General features: G+C 73.0%; 11 protein-coding genes. 9 read left to right on the forward strand and 2 right to left on the reverse strand.

The window, feature by feature from the left end; translation table 11 throughout:
• The first annotated feature begins 44 nt into the window (after positions 1-44).
• The 7 genes from murJ to GVV04_RS15335 all read left to right on the forward strand — a co-directional run bounded on the left by murJ (position 45) and on the right by GVV04_RS15335 (position 8,727).
• Positions 45-1,790: a murein biosynthesis integral membrane protein MurJ gene (gene murJ / locus GVV04_RS15305; protein WP_161688716.1), complete on the forward strand. Its 1,746-nt coding sequence runs from the start codon at positions 45-47 to the stop codon at positions 1,788-1,790.
• Positions 1,791-2,239: 449 nt separating this feature from the next.
• Positions 2,240-3,841 carry a protein kinase family protein gene (locus GVV04_RS15310; RefSeq protein ID WP_161688717.1) on the forward strand — a complete coding sequence of 534 codons (1,602 nt, stop codon included), beginning with the start codon at positions 2,240-2,242 and terminating at the stop codon, positions 3,839-3,841.
• A gap of 43 nt (positions 3,842-3,884) precedes the next feature.
• Positions 3,885-4,766 carry an RNA polymerase sigma factor SigM gene (gene sigM, locus GVV04_RS15315; protein WP_161688718.1) on the forward strand — a complete coding sequence of 294 codons (882 nt, stop codon included), beginning with the start codon at positions 3,885-3,887 and terminating at the stop codon, positions 4,764-4,766.
• Positions 4,763-5,767, forward strand: a complete 1,005-nt coding sequence (locus GVV04_RS15320) for a hypothetical protein (RefSeq protein ID WP_161688719.1) — start codon at positions 4,763-4,765, stop codon at positions 5,765-5,767. The genes sigM and GVV04_RS15320 overlap by 4 nt, the downstream gene beginning before the upstream one ends.
• A gap of 221 nt (positions 5,768-5,988) precedes the next feature.
• A complete protein-coding gene (gene trxB, locus GVV04_RS15325; RefSeq protein ID WP_161688720.1) occupies positions 5,989-6,942 on the forward strand; it encodes a thioredoxin-disulfide reductase in 954 nt (317 codons plus the stop codon).
• 71 nt (positions 6,943-7,013) lie between these two features.
• Entirely contained in the window at positions 7,014-7,337 is a 324-nt protein-coding gene (gene trxA / locus GVV04_RS15330) for a thioredoxin (RefSeq protein WP_161688721.1), read from the forward strand.
• Between the two features lie 220 nt (positions 7,338-7,557).
• The gene (locus GVV04_RS15335; protein ID WP_161688722.1) at positions 7,558-8,727 is read left to right on the forward strand and encodes an N-acetylmuramoyl-L-alanine amidase; all 1,170 of its coding nucleotides are present in this window, start codon (positions 7,558-7,560) and stop codon (positions 8,725-8,727) included.
• Between the two features lie 89 nt (positions 8,728-8,816).
• Here GVV04_RS15335 and GVV04_RS15340 read toward each other — a convergent pair whose 3' ends face one another.
• A complete protein-coding gene (locus GVV04_RS15340) occupies positions 8,817-9,482 on the reverse strand; it encodes a GNAT family N-acetyltransferase (protein ID WP_161688723.1) in 666 nt (221 codons plus the stop codon).
• 299 nt (positions 9,483-9,781) lie between these two features.
• On the opposite strand from GVV04_RS15340, the gene GVV04_RS15345 reads away from it, so the two are divergent.
• Together GVV04_RS15345 and GVV04_RS15350 are read left to right on the forward strand one after the other, a co-directional pair.
• Positions 9,782-11,095, forward strand: coding sequence for an aminotransferase-like domain-containing protein (locus GVV04_RS15345; RefSeq protein ID WP_161688724.1), 1,314 nt, complete (start codon positions 9,782-9,784; stop codon positions 11,093-11,095).
• 7 nt (positions 11,096-11,102) lie between these two features.
• Positions 11,103-12,095, forward strand: coding sequence for a D-alanine--D-alanine ligase family protein (locus tag GVV04_RS15350; protein WP_161688725.1), 993 nt, complete (start codon positions 11,103-11,105; stop codon positions 12,093-12,095).
• Between the two features lie 122 nt (positions 12,096-12,217).
• Here the strand turns inward: GVV04_RS15350 and GVV04_RS15360 are convergent, their stop codons facing one another.
• Positions 12,218-12,964 (reverse strand): hypothetical protein, encoded by a 747-nt coding sequence (locus GVV04_RS15360; RefSeq protein WP_407938803.1) that lies wholly within the window; start codon positions 12,962-12,964, stop codon positions 12,218-12,220.
• Positions 12,965-14,818: the final 1,854 nt, after the last annotated feature.

The raw sequence follows: 14,818 nt of genomic DNA on the forward strand, positions 1-14,818 counted from the left end.
GCGGGCCGGTGCCCGGCTCCGACGTACCCCTTGGAGGCTGGAAGATGAGCGGCGGTCTCTACCGCAGCGCGAACGCCGCGCAGGGCGGCGGACGGCCCCCGGGCGACGACGCCACCTTCATCTCGGCGGAGCCACTGAACCAGCCCGCCCTGGAGGCGACCGCGCCCCCGCAGGAGGTCGTCGCGGAGACCAGCGCCGCAACCAACAGCGCGGTGATGGCGATCGGCAGCCTGGTCAGCCGGGGCACCGGCTTCCTGCGCACGCTCGTGCTCACGGCCGCGCTGGGCGGGGCCCTGGTCGGCGACGCCTACACCACGGCGCAGATCTTCCCCGGCATGGTGTACGAATTCCTGCTCGGTGGCATCCTGACCAGCGTGCTGGTCCCGGTGCTGGTGCGCCGGCGCAAGACCGACGACGACCAGGGCCAGGCGTACGCCCAGCGGCTGCTCACCCTGGCGGTGATCGCGCTGGCCGTGGCGGCGGTGCTCGCGGTGGCGCTGGCGCCGGTGCTGACCTGGCTGTACGCCAGCGACCAGCAGACCGACGAGTACCGCGACCTGGTCAACGCGCTGTCCCGGCTGATGCTGCCGATGATCTTCTTTACCGGCCTGAGCGCGTTGATCAGTGCGGTGCTGAACACCCGGGGCCACTTCGCGGCTCCGATGTGGGCCCCCATCCTCAACAACATCGTGGTGATCGCGACCGGCGGGCTCTACATCGCGATCTTCGGAGCGAAGATCGTCGAGCCGGGCGAGATGTCGCTCGGGCGCGTCCTACTCATCGGCGGGGGGACCCTGCTGGGCGTGGCGATCCAGGCCGCCGGTCTGCTGCCGGCGCTGCGCAAGGTCGGCTTCCGCTGGCGGTTCCGCTTCGACTTCGGCAAGCTCGGCCTCGCCGAGCTGGGCCGCCTCGGCGCCTGGATGTTCTGCTACGTCGCGGTCAGCCAGCTCGGCCTGGTCGTGGTGTTCAACCTGCTGAGCCGGGCCAGTGGCGAGAAGGCCGCCGGCCCGCTGATCTACAACAACGTCTTCCTGCTGCTGATGATGGCGCACGGCATCATCGCCGTGTCGATCATCACCGCGCTGATGCCCCGGATGAGCGCCGCCGCGGCCGACGGCCGGTACGCCGACCTGGCCGCCGACCTGTCTCGGGGCACCCGGACGGTCACTGCGGTGCTGGCCCCGATCGGGGTCTGCTACGCCGTGTTGGCCAACCCGGTCGCGTTCGCCCTGTTCCAGCACGGCGCGTTCACCGAGCAGAACGCCCGGGACACCGTCCCGGTGCTGGTCGTGGCGGGCATCGCGCTGGTGCCGTTCGCGATCAGCCAGCTCTTCACCTTCGCCTTCTACGCGCTGCCGGACACCCGGACGCCGGCTCTGATCAACATCCCGGTGGTGGGGCTGCGGGTCGCCGTGCAGATCGGCCTCTTCTCACTCTTCGCGGCGAGCTTCGCCGCCGCCGGGATGATGCTCGGCAACGCCATCTCGTACGCGGCGGCGGCCTTCATCTCGGCGTGGCTGCTACGCAGCCGGGTGGGCCGGCTCGGGATGGGGCAGATCGCCGGCACGTTCGTGCGGGTGGCCGTCGCCGCCGCCGGGGCCACCGTCCTCGGGTTGCTGGTGGTGAAGCTGCTGCCGGGCGACGACGCGCCCACGCTGGTCCAGTCGGCGGTGCAGATCGTGGTCGGCGGCGCGGTCATCGGCGGGACGTACCTGGGGCTCGCCATGGTGCTGCGGATCAGGGAGATCACCGAGGTGATCGGGATGGTCCGCAGCCGCCTCGGGCGCTGACCCGGCATCGCGCCGGGAGCCGTGCGGCCCGCTGGCACGCAGGGTGACTGGGGATCACCAGGCTGGGGATACGCCTGTGGATAACTCAGCGATTCGCGGGTCAGCGACCATAAGTGCCTGTGGATAACCAGCCGAAAGGTTGAGCATGGCGGGCCGTTGGGTGGGGAATCCGGGCGGCGGAACCAGCCCGCCACACCGGCCCGGCCCCTGCGACGACTACTTGCGGTCAACCTCTAGATTGGCCAGTACATGTGCCAGCAACGTGGCCGACAACGGCCGTAACCGGGCGAGTCCGGCATGTCCCGGCACCTCCGCCAGGTACGGCGGGAAGATGACATGTCGGGGAGGCGGGCAACCCGGGTAAGGTCGCTCTCGACGGGTACGGCTGAGCCAGGCGTTCCGCGTCGGCGCCGTCGGCCGGTTCCTCAACAGGCAGAGCGGGAAGCCACATGCCCAGCAGCGCGGGTCCATCGATCGACACGATCACCGAGGGAGGACGGGTGACCCAGGTCGGCGAGGGTCAGGAGGCGGAGGAGAGCGCTCCGCCGGTCATGACCTTCGGTGCTCCCACGGCGGGTGAGATCCTCGCCGAGCGGTACGAGCTGGTCGAGCACATCAACAATGACAGCGCCGGCCGGCTGGTCTGGCGCGGAGTCGACGTCGTGCTGCGCCGTCCCGTCGCGGTCGTGCTGCGCTACCCGGGCGGCGACTCGGCCACCGAGATGCTCCAGGCCGCCGTCGCGGCCAGCCGGGTGATCCACCCGAATCTGGTCGGCGTCTACGACGCCATCGACGAGGCCGAGCGGGCGTACGTGGTCCGCGAGTGGGTGGACGGGCAGTCCCTGCGGGAGATGGTGGCGGACGGCCCCCTCGACCCGGGCCGGGCGACCGCGATCGGCAACGCGGCGGCCAGCGCGCTGGCCGCCGTGCACGCCACCGGCATGGTGCACGGCAACATGCACCCCGGCACCGTGATGATCAGCCAAGAGGGCCGGGTTGTGCTGGCCGACGCCCGCACCGACGGCGCCGACAGCCAGGAGAACGACGTCCGGGCAGTCGGCGGCATCCTCTACTTCGCCCTGACCGGGCACTGGCCGCACGCCGAGGCCCCGTTGCGCGGCGCCACCGCCGGGCACGGCCGGGCCGCCATCCCGGACGCCGTCCGGGATGCCAGCGGGGCGATCGCCGCACCGCGGCAGGTCCGCGCCGGAGTGCCGGCCTACCTCGACGACCTGACGATGGACCTGCTCGACGCCGGGATCGCCCCGCCCCCGTCGGACGTGCTTGCGGCCGAGCTGGGCCGGCTCGACATCCCGATCGAGGAAGAGCCGTACCTGGAGCCGGCCGGGCCGCTGCGGTTCGCCGCGGAGACCGGCGACGAGCCGTCCCCGCTGGCGTCGGTGGGCGGCCGGAAGGTCGCCATCGGCATCGCCGGCCTGCTGGCGGTCGCCCTGGTCGGCCTGCTCATCGGAATCAGCGCGCTGGGCGGGGACGACGAACCCCCGCAGACCGAGCCGGTGGCCCGGCCGTCCAGCAGCGCCCCGGCCAGCGAGGTGGCCCCCGCCGCCACACGCAAGCTCTCGGTGAGCGAAGTGCGCATCATCGACCCGGACAGCAAGCTCCGCGACGAGCTGGGCGGCGCCGAGAAGGTGATCGACGGCGACCGGGACAATGCCTGGGACACCGACACCTACACCCAGTCGAACTTCGGCAACCGCAAGAGCGGCATGGGGGTCTGGATCGACCTCGGCGAGGAGCGCACGGTCAAGTCGGTGCAGGTGAGCCTCTCCGCCACCGGGGCGTCCGCCCAGCTCTTCACCGGCAAGACCGACCCGCCCTCCACCTCGGCCGGCGACAAGTTGCTGTTCACGAGCTACCAGAAGAACCCGGTCGGGCAGCCGTTCGAGGAGCACGACGGCACCACCATGACCTTCAACGGCTTCGACGCCGACGCGAAGTACCGCTTCCTGCTGTTCTGGCTCACCGCGCTGCCCTCGAACGACCGGGGCTACCAGGTCGGGGTCCAGGAGATCACGGTCCAGGGGTCGTGAACCGGCGACCGTCGACGGGTCGCCACCCCGGGCGGGCGTGGTGATGGACGGCCACGACGAGCGGACCACAGACGTACCGGTGGACGGCCAGCGCCGTCCACCGGTGGCCGTTCCGACCGACTCCGTCCCGGGCATCGGGCCGAGCGACGTGGAGCTGCTCCGCGCCCACGTCGCCGGCGACCGGTACGCCTTCACCGAGCTCTTCCACCGACACCGGGACCGGCTCTGGGCGGTGGCCCTGCGGACAATCGGCGACCGCGAGGAGGCCGCCGACGCGCTCCAGGACGCGCTGCTCTCCGCCCACCGCGCGGCGGCCCGTTTCCGGGGCGACTCCGCCGTCACCACCTGGCTGCACCGGATCGTGGTGAACGCCTGCCTGGACCGGATCCGCCGCCGGCAGGCGCACCCGACCGTTCCGCTGCCGGACGGGACGCACGGCCCCGACGACGGCCCGTCGACCGGCGGGGTGGAGCCGGCCGCCCCCGTCCAGGACCACGACACCGCCCTGGTGGTCCGCCAGGCCCTCGCCGAGCTGCCGGTCGAGCAGCGGGCGGCGCTGGTGCTGGTGGACGTGCAGGGCTACCCCGTCGCCGAGGTGGCCCGGATCCTCGGCGTCGCCGAAGGGACGGTCAAGAGCCGCTGCGCCCGGGGTCGTGCCCGACTCGCCGTGGCCCTCGGCCACCTGCGCACGGGCGTCGTGCCCGGCAGGACGACCGACGAGGGCCCGAACCTCCGGTCCGGGCGGGTCGCCCCGCCGCAGGGCGCGCGGTCCGGGACACGCGGCCGGGGTGCCGCCGTACCCGACGGCGGGGCCGTGGCCGGTCTGGACGTGCCCGTCGTCACCCCGGGGAACCCCCGGCAGCCGGGGGGCGTCCGATCTGGGTCGGGGCACTCCCGGCGCGACGCCAACCTGGAGGAATCGTGACGGCCGGGGGGTTCAGGGAGGTCGACCACGACCTGCTCGCCGACTACCTCGGCGGCGCGCTCGCCGGCACGCCGGACGAGGCGGTCGTGGCCCGGCGGGTCGAGCAGGACCCGGCCTGGGCCGAGGCCCACGACGCGCTGGTGCCGGCCCTGGTCCGGGTCGGCGAGGACCTCGCGGCCTGGGCCGGTCCGGCCCCCGAGATGCCGCTGGCGGTCGTCGAACGGCTCGCCGCCGCGCTGGCCGGCGCCGGCCCGGGCACGCCCACCGGCTCCTCCGCCGTTCCGGACGCCACGGGCCGGATCGACCTCGACAGCGCGGCCGGCGTACCGGCCGCGCTGGTGCCGGCCCAGCCGTCGGGCGGGTCCCGCCGGCCGGCCGGCGAGTCCGGGCCGACGACCGGGCGTACCGGCACCGCCGGTCCCGGCCGGCGCGGACGACGCTGGGCCCGGATCGCCGGGCCGGTGGCGCTGGCCACGGCGTCGGTGTTCGCCGTCGGGCTGGGGATCAACCGGTTCGTCGCCGAGACCACACAGTCCGACAGCGCGTCGGCCACCACGGTGAACGAACCCGCCGGGGCGGCTAGGGATACGCAGGGCTCGTTCCGCGCGGCCGGCATGCCGCAGCACAGCGGCACCGACTGGACGCCGGAGACGCTGGCCGCCGGGGCCTCCGCCAGGCCGCCGAAAGGGCCGACCAAGCCGTTCGGGCAGGGATCGGCGGAACCGCCGGCTGTCGTGGGAGAACGCCTCCCGGCGGCCGGCGGCCTCTCCCGGCTCGCCACACCGGGTGCTCTGGCCCCCTGCCTCGCGGCGGTCAGCACCGAGCACGGGGCCGGTCCGCTGACCGTCGACCTGGTCGACTACGCCCGGTTCCGGGGCGACCCGGCGCTGGTCGTGCGCTTCGTCGACCCGTCCGGGGCGCACTGGGCCTGGGTCAGCGGCCCGGAGTGCGGCGTACCCGGATCCGGGGCCGACACCCGCTACCGGGCGCGGGTAGGGTGAGGTCGCGGTTCGCCGGTCGGGGGTGACCGGCCGGGCCCGGGCAAGGCGGAATCGGCGATGCCGTCCTTCCACGTGACCTGACCCACCGGATGACCGGCTCGGGAATCCCCACTTCGTACGATGACGTTCTGCAAGTCAGGAGTCGGCGTCCGCGTGGCGGCGGCACTCAGACCGGCATCGGTGCGTGCGCCGATGGCGACCACACACATCGGGAGACGGCAGTGGACGAGGTCCGCAACCTGATCATCATCGGCTCCGGGCCGGCCGGCTACACGGCGGCGGTCTATGCCGCGCGCGCCAACCTCAAGCCGCTGATCATCGAAGGCGTGCAGTCCGGTGGCGCACTGATGACGACGACCGAGGTGGAGAACTTCCCCGGGTTCGCCGACGGCATCCTCGGCCCCGAGCTGATGGACAACATGCGCAAGCAGGCCGAGCGGTTCGGTGCCGAGTTCCTCACCGACGACGTGACCCGGGTCGAGCTGAAGGACACCGGCAGCGTCGGCTCCGACGCGGTGAGCACCGTGTGGGTCGGCGAGACCGCGTACCGGGCCAAGGCGATCATCCTCTCCACCGGTTCGGCCTGGCGTCCCCTGGGCGTGCCCGGTGAGCAGGAATACCTCGGCCACGGCGTCTCGTCCTGTGCCACCTGTGACGGCTTCTTCTTCCGCAACCAGCACATCGTGGTCGTCGGCGGCGGTGACTCGGCGATGGAGGAGGCCAGCTTCCTCACCCGGTTCGCCGAGTCGGTCACCATCATCCACCGGCGCGACTCGTTCCGGGCCAGCAAGATCATGGCCGATCGGGCGCTGGGCAACGACAAGATCAAGGTCGAGTGGAACGCGGTGGTCGAGGAGGTCCTCGGCGCCGACGGCAAGGTCACCGGCGTACGGGTCCGCAACGTGCACAGCGGGGAGAGCAAAGTTCTCGACGTCACCGGTGTCTTCGTGGCGATCGGTCACGACCCGCGCAGCGAGCTGTTCCGCGACCAGGTCGAGCTGGACGACGAGGGCTACGTGAAGGTGCAGGCCCCGAGCACCCGGACCAGCATCCCGGGCGTGTTCGCGGCCGGCGACGTGGTCGACCACACCTACCGGCAGGCGATCACCGCCGCCGGCACGGGCTGCGCCGCCGCCCTGGACGCCGAGCGCTTCGTCGCCACGATCCAGCCCTGAGCCAGGTAGCAGCAGCGACGCCGCACGGCGTGTCACCGAACGACGACTGAGTTTTCTGGAGGAGAGTCATAGTGGGAGCGACAAAGGCGGTCACCGACGCGAGCTTCGCCGTCGACGTGCTGAAGTCCGACAAGCCGGTGCTCGTCGACTTCTGGGCCGAGTGGTGTGCACCGTGCCGCAAGGTTTCGCCGCTGCTGGAGGAGATCGCCGGCGAAATGGGCGACCAGATCAGCATCGTGAAGCTCAACATCGACGAGAACCCGGAGACGGCCCGCGCCTACCGGGTGATGTCCGTGCCGACCCTGACCGTCTTCAAGGACGGCGAGCCGGTCCGGTCCATCGCCGGCGCCAAGCCGAAGGGCGAGCTGGTCAAGCTGATCCAGTCCGCGCTCTGACCGACGCGACCCGGAGCCCCCGCATCCCTCCCGGGTGCGGGGGTTCCGGGTTTCCGGCCCTTGACCTGGGCGGACATCGCACCTCGGCGGGCGGGAACGCATAGCCTCAACCGAGGGGCGTCCGGTGGTCGGCCACGCCGCGCCCCGTCGCCGTGCGGGTCGTGGCCCGCCTCCGGCGTCGCGGGACGACCGGCCGGCAACCGTTCGAAGGGGGTCGAGCGTGCGTCCGATCCGACCCGGCGACCGGGGACCGGCGGTGACCGAGATCCGCGGCGTACTGACCGGCCTCGACCTGCTCCCCTCGGCACCCACGGGCGACGACGACGAGTTCGACGCCGCGACCGAGCGCGCGGTCCGGGCGTTCCAGCAGTCCCGAGGGCTCAGCGTGGACGGGCGGGTCGGCACGGAGACGTGGTGCGCCCTGGACGCCGCCCGCTGGCGGCTCGGCGCGCGGACCCTGTACCACGCGGTGCCGGAGCCGCTGATCGGCGAGGACGTCCGGTCGCTGCAGGAACGCCTGCTGGAGATGGGGTACGACGTGGGTCGCGCCGACGCCATCTACGGCCTACGCACCTCCCGGGCGGTGGCCCAGTTCCAGCGGGAGATGGGGCTCAAGCCCGACGGCTCCTGCGGCCCGTGCACGATGGGGGCGCTGCGTCGCCTGGGACGCAAGGTGGTGGGCGGCCGGCCGCAGTGGCTGCGCGAGTCCGACGCGATCCGGCAGGCCGGCCCGGCCCTGGTCGGCCGGACCGTGGTCATCGACCCGGGGCACGGCGGCACCGATCCGGGGGTGGTGGTGCCGGACGGGCCGCTGCGCTGGACCGAGTCCGACCTGGTGCACGACCTGGCCAGCAGGCTGGAGGGGCGGTTCGCCGCTTCCGGGGTGCGGGTGCAGCTGACCCGAGGGCCGGCGCCGGGAAGCTGCCTGCCGGACGTGGAGCGGGCGCAGCTGGCCAACTCCCTGGGCGCGGACGTGTTCATCTCGCTGCACACCGACGGGCACGCCAATCCGGAGGCCGACGGCGTGGCGACCTACCACTACGGGACCGACAACGGGGTCACCTCGGCCACCGGTGAGCGGCTGGCCGGGTTGGTCCAGCGGGAGATCGTGGCCCGGACCGGGCTACGGGACTGCCGGACCCACGCCAAGACGTGGGACCTGCTCCGGCTGACCCGGATGCCGGCGGTACGGGTGGAGGTGGGCTACCTGACCTCCCCGGCGGACCGTGGGCTGTTGGTCGACCCGCGCTTCCGGGACCGGATCGTCGAGGCGATCGTGGCCGCCGTCCAGCGGATGTACTTCCCGGTCGAGCGGGACGTGCCCACCGGCTCGATCGACGTCAGCGAGTTGCGTGCGGCGGTCGCGGCGGGTCGGGTGGCGACCGCCTGAGCCCGGTCGGCCCGTTGCCCGAGCTCCTGAGCGGGTTCGGGCCGGGCCACAGACGTGCCGCCGCTCCGTACGGCGGTGACGGTGTGGGGTCAGCCGCTGGTGGAACGGGTGGCCGGGGCGGGCCGGACCGGCCGGAGCAGGGTCTCCGGGCTCATCGAGCCGAGCAGCTTCTCCAGGGCGTACTCGACGTCGGACTTCCAGCTCAGCGCGGTCCGCAGCTCCAATCGCAGCCGGGGATAGCGCGGGTGCGCCCGGACCGTCTTGAAGCCCACCGAGAGGAAGTAGTCGGCGGGGGCGACACAGCTGCCGGGCGGGTCGCCGTCGTCGCCGAACTTCGCGTCGCCGAACGCCTCGATCGCCTTGATCCCCCGCTTGGTGAGGTCCCGGGCCACGCCCTGCACGAGCATCCGACCGAGCCCGCCACCGGCAAAAGGGGCCACCACGTGCGCGGTCATCAGCAGCGCGGCGTCGGCGGAGACGGGCGAGGTGGGGAACGCCATCGCGCGGGGCACATACGCCGGCGGTGCGTACATGACGAAGCCGGCGGGCATCCCGTCGACGTAAGCGAGCTTGCCGCAGGAGCCCCACTCCAGCAGTGTCTGGGAGACCCAGGCCTCCTTCTCCAGCCCCGGGTCGCCAGCCGCGCAGGCCCGGTCGGCGGACACCGGATCAAGCTCCCAGTAGACGCACTGCCGGCAGGGACGGGGCAGGTCTTCGAGGGTGTCGAGGGTCAAGCTGACCAGACGTCGCGACATTGGCGCATCCCCACAATAGGCTCAGAGGCGAGACCGGCGCGCAACGCCGCCGCCTCGGCCCCCGACGAGCGATCGTACGCCGACTGGCGACGCTACGGGAGGGGACGCGCGAATGCACCCGGGGTACCCCGCCGTCCGGTTCACCGGTCCGGGATGTGGACCCGGGGGTCACGTCGTGGCCCCGGTCGCCGCCGACCGGACTACCATCGGGGCATCTGCGTCCCGTACCGCCATGGTCTGCGGCGTCCCGGGTATCCCGGGCAGGCGGGAGCCGCCCGACACGCGATCGAGGTGATGTCATGACCGGCACGACGCTCGACGACTACACCGACCGGTACGCCCGGCGCGTCCGGGGTATGACCGCCTCGGAGATCCGCGCGCTGTTCGCGGTGGCCAGCCGGCCGGAGGTTGTCTCCCTCGCCGGAGGCGCACCCTACATCGCCGCCCTGCCGCTGGACGCGGTGGGCGAAATGCTCGGCCGGCTCGGCTCCGAGCACGGGGCCACCACCCTCCAGTACGGCATCGGCCAGGGCACCCTGGAGCTGCGCGAGCGGATCTGCGAGGTAATGGCCCTCTCCGGCATCGACGCGGCCTGCGGGGCGTCGCCGGAGGACGTGGTGGTCACCGTCGGCGGCCAGCAGGCGCTCGACCTGGTGGCCCGGCTCTTCCTCGACCCGGGTGACGTGGTGCTCGCCGAGGGGCCGACCTACGTCGGCGCGCTCGGGGTGTTCCAGGCCGCCCAGGCCCAGGTCGTGCACGTGCCGATGGACGACGAAGGGCTGATCCCGGAGGCGCTGGAGGCGGCCGTCGCGGAGCTGGCCCGCGCCGGCCGGCGGGTGAAGTTCCTGTACACGATCCCGACGTACCAGAACCCGACGGGCGTGACGCTCAGCGAGGAGCGGCGCGAACGGGTGCTCGACATCTGCGAGCGCGCGGGCCTGCTGGTGGTCGAGGACGACCCGTACGGTCAGCTCGGTTTCGAGGGTGACGCCCCGCGCCCGTTGCGGGCCCGCCGCCGCGACGGCGTGTTCTACCTGAGCACCTTCTCCAAGACCTTCGCCCCGGGGCTGCGGGTGGGCTGGATCCTGGCCCCGCACGCGGTGCGCGACAAGCTGGTGATCGCCAGCGAGGCGCAGATCCTCTGCCCCAGCGGGTACGCCCAGGCCGCCGTCTCGACCTACCTGGGCACGATGCCGTGGCGGGAGCAGCTCAAGGTCTACCGGGAGGTCTATCGGGAGCGCCGGGACGCGATGCTGGCGGCGCTGGACGACCTGATGCCCGCCGGCACCACCTGGACCAACCCCGCCGGCGGCCTGTTCGTCTGGGCGACGCTGCCCGACGGCCTGGACTCGAAGGCGATGATGCCGCGGGCCATCGCGGCGCGGGTGGCGTACGTGCCCGGCACCGGCTTTTACGCCGACGGCACCGGCACCGGCAACATGCGGCTGAACTTCTCCTTCCCGTCGCCCGAGCGGATCCGGGAGGGCGTGCGCCGGCTGGCCGGCGTGATGGAGCAGGACATCGCCATGCGCCGGGTGTTCGGCACGGTCAGCCGTCCCGAGGTGCGGCGCGGGCAGGCCGGCGCGGACACGCCGGGACCCGACTTGGCATGATTCCGGCATGGCTTCGACCCCTGCCGAGCGCATCACCGTGACCGCCCTCGCCGCCGAGTTGCACGTGCTGGTGCTCGCCGGCGGGCTCTCCTACGAGCGGGACGTCTCGCTCCGGTCCGGCCGCCGGGTGCTCGACGCGCTCCGGGCCGTCGGGGTGGAGGCGGAGCTGCGGGACGCCGACATCGCCCTGCTGCCGGCGCTGGTCGCCGACCCGCCCGACGCCGTGGTGATCGCCCTGCACGGCGCCACCGGCGAGGACGGCTCGCTGCGCGGTGTGCTCGACCTCTGCGACGTCCCGTACGTCGGCTGCGATGCCCGCGCGTCCCGGCTGGCGTGGGACAAGCCGTCGGCCAAGGCGGTGTTGCGGGAGGCCCGCATCCCCACCCCCGACTGGGTGGCGCTACCGCACGACCGATTCTCCGAGCTGGGCGCGGTGGCGGTGCTGGACCGGATCGTCGACCGGCTGGGCCTGCCGCTGATGGTGAAGCCGGCGCAGGGCGGTTCCGGGCTGGGCGCCGCCGTGGTCCGGGAGGCGGCGTCGCTGCCGGCCGCGATGGTCGGCTGTTTCGCGTACGACTCGACGGCGCTCGTCGAGCGCTACGTTCCCGGCATGGACGTGGCCGTCTCGGTGGTCGACCTCGGGGAGGGGCCGCAGGCGCTGCCCGCCGTGGAGATCGTGCCCCGCAACGGCGTGTACGACTATGCGGCCAGGTACACCGCCGGCCGGACCACCTGGCACGCGCCGGCCCGCCTGGATCCGGAGGTGGCGGACACGGTGGCCGAGGTGGCCGTGGCCGCACACACCGCGCTCGGGCTGCGCGACATCTCCCGGGTCGACCTGATCGTGGACGCGGACGGCCGGCCGCACGTGCTGGAGGCCAACGTCTCGCCGGGGATGACGGAGACGTCGCTGCTGCCGCTCGCCGTGCAGGCAGCCGGTCTGGACTTCGGCCGGGTGCTCGGATCGCTGGTGACCCGGGCCGCAGCCCGCCCCGTCTGACCTTCCCGCCCCGTCTGACCTTCCCGCCCCGTCTGACCTTCCCGCCCCGTCTGACCTTCCCGCCCCGTCTGACCTTCCCGCCCCGTCTGACCTTCCCGCGCGTCGGCCCGCTGCGCGTGGGGTCAGTGGCGTCCCGGCTCGCCCGTCGGCTCATCGGTCGGCGGGGCTGCGGTGTCCTCCCCGCCGACTGGTTCCGGGATCTCCTCGGCCGCTTCGATCACCCCGATGGCGTCGTCCTCCTCCTGAACGGCGGCGGACGCGGACGACTGCGCGGCGATACTCGACGGCGCCTGCCACTGGATGCGGGGCGGCTCGGCCAGTGGACGGCCGCCGAACTCGGCCAGCCAGGCGGCCACCAGGGCCAGGTTCTCCCGCCACTGCTCCTCGGAGATGGGCGGGAGGATCGAGTCCCACAGCGACAGGAACGTGCCGCGGAGCTGGAGTCGCCCGTATGGGCGGGCCAGGAACCACAGGTGCAGGTGAGCCGACCCGTCACCCCAGCGGTTGACGTGGACCCGTGCGACGCCGTCGAGGGAGCGGATCGCCCGTTCCAGCCGGACCGTCATCACGCCCAGTTCGGCGGCGAGAAGATTGGGTAGGTCGCCGAGGTCGAGGTGGGTACGGGACTCCAGGATCAGCACCATCGGCAGCCCGGTCGGCCGATCCATGGCGCGAACCCGCCAGCGCTCGCCGACCCAGATGTACGCGTCGTCCGGCGCGCTGCACGCCGTGCATTCCCGAGCTCCCTCGCCCTTGCGTGAGGGCTCCACCGCGACCGGGTCGTCGAGGTGCTTGACCTGAAGGTCGCCTTCGAAGGGGAACGAGGGCCAGGAGGTGAAATCGGGGACTGAGGGAGGGGTGTCGTGCACGACGCTGACCCTAACCGAGCGGGCCAGGACTGTCCCTACCTGATTCGCCCACCCTCGGGTCCGCCGGGCCGGCCGCAGCCGCCCGCCCCGCTCCGGGTCAGGCCACCCCGGCTTGGCCACGAATCGATTATCCACACGTTATCCACAGGCCCTCGGGGCCATCACCACCCCGCGTCATCCACAGGCTGGCACCGCGTTTCACGCGGGGTTTCACGTGAAACGGGGGGTGCCTGTGGAAAACCGCTGTGGATAACTTTGGCGGCTCGGCTGCTGAGTTGTACACAGGCCTCCGGTTCCCCCGTACCTAACGACCTGGCGAGTGATGGGTCGCTGGCCCCGCCGCCAGAATGTGAGCGCTTTGAGGCCCCGACAGGGGCGGGCGCGGGACGAACCGAGGGGCGCGTTTCGCGCCGCCGCGATCCTGCACCCTGCCGGGCGAGCCTCGGCGGGCGAAGTCCTGCGGTTACCTGCGGCCAACGTGGGAGCACGCAGCCGCGACGCCATCCCGCGACCGGTCGGCCCTGGACGCCTCCCACTGTGATCCACTTCGCCCCAGCCCACTGGCTTCCCTGACTGTCAACGCCGCCTCATCCTTGCTGCCGCAGGACCAGCTCCAGCGGGTCCTCCCGGCCTCTCCCGGCCTCTCCCGGCCCTCTCTGGGCGCGAGGCGGGCGTCGTCGGGCTCCGCTTCGGCCTAACCGGCGGCCAGCCGCGCCCGCTGGGCGAGATCGCCCGGCTCTCCCGACTCGCTGGCCGCTACGCGGGGAACAGGTTCCCGCAGCGGGAGGGCAGGGTCGACCGGGGATGCCGCCACGTCGCCTCCGAAGGGGGCGGAGTCCGGCACGGGTGCCGAGCCGGTAGGAGCTCGAGCGGGCCCGGGAAGCGACCCCGCCCTGGTACGCCCATCCGGCCTCGCGCCCCAGGGACCGGACCGGCTGGATGCCGCCCGACACGCGCCGGGCGTGCCGACGCTTCTCGCCCCGGACCTGCTCCCCACTACATCGGCCCCGTTGGTTCCACGTGAAACCGACAGCGGCAATCGGCCTCCCGGAGCGAAACCGGGCCCTCTGCTCTGGTGCCCGGTCTCCGCTCCGCCGCCTGCGGCCGGCCCGGTTCCTCGGCGCAACCCCACGCCCCGGCTCCGTCCCGCTCCCTGGCGTACGCGCGTGCCCGGTCCTCGCCCCCGGCCTATCCGTCCCCCGAACCACTGTGGCGCGGGCCCCACTCGCCTCCGGTCGTCTCCGCCGAGCGGGCCGGGCCGCGCGGCCCCCCGCGCCGTCGTCAACGTGATGTGGCTCGACGGTCGCCGGTCCGCGCCGTCCTCGACCGATGCGGCTCGACGGTCGCCTGGCCGTGTCGTAGGGCGGCAAAGGCAGGACAGGCCGTTTCACGTGGAACCGGCACCCGCCTTCGCGGGTGTCGCTCTGCCCCGCAGGCGACCCTGCAGAGGCAGAGCCTGGGCGGGGTGCGCAGCGGATGCCATCCCGTACATGGCTCGTCGTGAACGGGATGGCGTGGAACGAGGCGTTGCAGGCCGGCTATCGCCACGCCCATTCGTGCCCTTCGGCCCGCACACCGGCTGGCACCGGAGCCACGAGTGTGGGGGCGTTGCCGGCGCGGCCTGCATGCCTCACTTGGAGGCCGCCATGGCGGCGTGGATCGCAGCGCCCCGGGCGGCTGGGCTTCCCCGGGCTGGGGCACCTGACGGCAGTTGCCTGGTAGTCGCCCGCCGGTGCTGGCGGCCGAGGTTTCACGTGGAACGTGCGGCCCCGGTGCCGCCGGGAACGCGCGACTGGTTCCGAGTCGACGCCTCGCTCCTACCCCCACCCTCAGGGCGCCTCCTGCCGGTCCTGG

It is taken from the genome of Micromonospora rubida (genome assembly GCF_009908295.1).
Classification (GTDB): domain Bacteria; phylum Actinomycetota; class Actinomycetes; order Mycobacteriales; family Micromonosporaceae; genus Micromonospora; species Micromonospora rubida.